The sequence below is a fragment of the Moorena sp. SIO4A1 genome (assembly GCF_010672065.1).
Taxonomy (GTDB): Bacteria; Cyanobacteriota; Cyanobacteriia; order Cyanobacteriales; family Coleofasciculaceae; genus Moorena.
In genome coordinates this window covers 1-2243 of record NZ_JAAHHX010000319.1, presented here as the reverse complement: position 1 = coordinate 2243, position 2243 = coordinate 1, and the positions used below count along the sequence as shown (strand labels likewise).

Here is a 2243-nt window from a genome sequence, read left to right as displayed (position 1 = left end):
CTGGAATTGATAAAGGATTAAATATAAGAGGAATTGAACTTAATAAAGCTGCCGTTGCTGCCGCACACAAAAAAAAATTTCCAGTAGAGCGTCTTGACTTAAAAGAAGCTGCAAAATTATATTCGGAATCATTAGATGCTGTATGTAGCTTTCAGGTACTTGAACACGTAGCAAATCCCAAAAACTTTATTGATTTGTCAATTCAAATGTTAAAGCCAGGAGGGAAGCTAATTTATTGTGTTCCTAATTCAGAGAGCTTCCTTAAATCCCAGTATAACTTGCTAGATATGCCTCCACACCATATGCTTCAATGGTCTAGGGAATCTTTTAAATCACTGGAAAAACTGTTTTCGATTAAACTTAAAAAAGTGGTTAACGAGCCACTAGCTTCTTATCATGTTGCGAGTTACGTAAGTTCTTACAGTAATCATTTTAGTTCTGTCTATCCTTTTGGAAAATTATTTTTTAATCGCTACACGATACCTGGCTATACCAAAATATTAAATCTTGGTTTTAGAATGTTTTTAACTGGTCAAAGCTTATATATACTATTCCAAAAAATTTAGATGAACTACTTAAATCTTGGCTGTGGTCGTCGCTTCCATCTAGCCTGGACAAATGTGAATTTCACATCATCAGGTGAAGGCGTAATTGCTCACAATCTCACAACAGGTATTCCCTTTCCAGATAACTCATTTGACGTTGTTTATCACTCCCACTTATTAGAACACTTTCCCCAAAATATAGCTGAATTATTCCTAAAAGAATGCTACCGCGTCCTGCGTCCTCAAGGCATTTTGCGGGTAGTTGTTCCGGACTTAGAACAAATTGCTCTAACTTATTTAGAAGCTCTAAAAAACGCTAACGATGGTTCTCAAGAATGGGCTGCTAATTACGAGTTTATTCTATTAGAAATGTACGACCAAACTATAAGAAACCACTCTGGGGGAGAAATGGCTGCATATCTTTTCCAAGAACATATCCCCAATCAAGACTTTATAGTCAAACGTCTTGGTATCGAAGCTAAAAACTTAATAGAAGCAGGACGCAAACGCCGGGAACAACATCAGCCTAATTCAACACCAGAAAATAAACCACTAAATTTACTTAAACAAGTTTACCGTTTTGTACGTCATCCCAACTACCGCCGTGAGTCCATGCTGAAAAGCTTGCTAGGTGAAGACTATAGCGCTTTACAAGTTGGTCGCTTTCGTCAAAGTGGAGAAGTTCACCAGTGGATGTATGACCGTTATTCACTAGCAACGTTACTGAAAAAATGCGGTCTGGAAAACATTATCCAACACTCAGCGAGTGAAAGCTACATTCCACAATGGACTAGCTTTAATCTTGACACAGAACCGGATGGTAGTGTTTATAAGCCTGACTCTTTGTTTATGGAGGGGATTAAGCCAGCCACATGAACATGAATGTTTTACACATCAACCAGTCTGATATATCTGGTGGAGCGGCGATCGCTGGCTATCGATTACACCAAGGACTACTGGCTAAAGGTATTGATTCGCGCTTATTAGTAGGAACAGTCAAAACCAAGAGCGATCGCGTAGCTCATGTTTCGCGCAGATATCGTCTAGAAAACCAACTTTTTCGACTTACTTGGGGCTTTGGTTTTAATGACCTTAATCTAATCAGTAGCTTTGATATTCCAAAGCATAATTTTTACAAAAATGCAAACGTTATTAACTTTCACAACCTACATACTAACTATTTCAATTACTTAGCTATTCCTTCGCTGACTAAAGAAAAACCAGCTGTTTTTACTCTCCACGATATGTGGAGTTTTACCGGACATTGCGCCTACAGTTACGACTGCGATCGCTGGAAAATCGGCTGTGGTAAATGTCCTTATCCAGCTACTTACCCAGCTATTAACAAAGACAATACTCACCTAGAGTGGAGGTTAAAAAACTGGGTTTATAGTCGCTCGAACATAACTATTGTTACTCTTAGTAACTGGTTAACTAAGCAAGCAGAGCAAAGTATGCTCAACTGTTTTCCTATTCATCATATTCCTAATGGAATCGATACGGAAGCATATCAGCCCCTTGATACCGGACAGTGTCGCTCTTTACTTGGTATCCCGAAGAACAAAAAAGTTCTTATGTTTGGAGCAGATAGCCTTAAGGATTCTCGCAAAGGTGGGGATTTGCTGCTAAAAGCGCTGTCATTATTACCAAAGTCGTTGAAAGCAGAAACTGTTTTGCTGACGATGGGTAGTAGTGGTG

3 protein-coding genes are annotated in these 2243 nt (G+C 38.9%); all 3 read left to right on the top strand.

The genetic code is table 11. From position 1 onward, the window contains the following. On the top strand, positions 1-566 hold a 566-nt coding region (locus F6K53_RS37730; RefSeq protein ID WP_293084802.1), incomplete at its 5' end, for a methyltransferase domain-containing protein. Continuing rightward, positions 567-1421 carry a methyltransferase domain-containing protein gene (locus F6K53_RS37725; protein ID WP_293084799.1) on the top strand — a complete coding sequence of 285 codons (855 nt, stop codon included), beginning with the start codon at positions 567-569 and terminating at the stop codon, positions 1419-1421. A 2-nt stretch (positions 1422-1423) separates the two neighbouring features. Next, positions 1424-2243 (top strand): glycosyltransferase (locus F6K53_RS37720; RefSeq protein WP_293084796.1); only part of this gene is annotated, 820 nt, incomplete at its 3' end.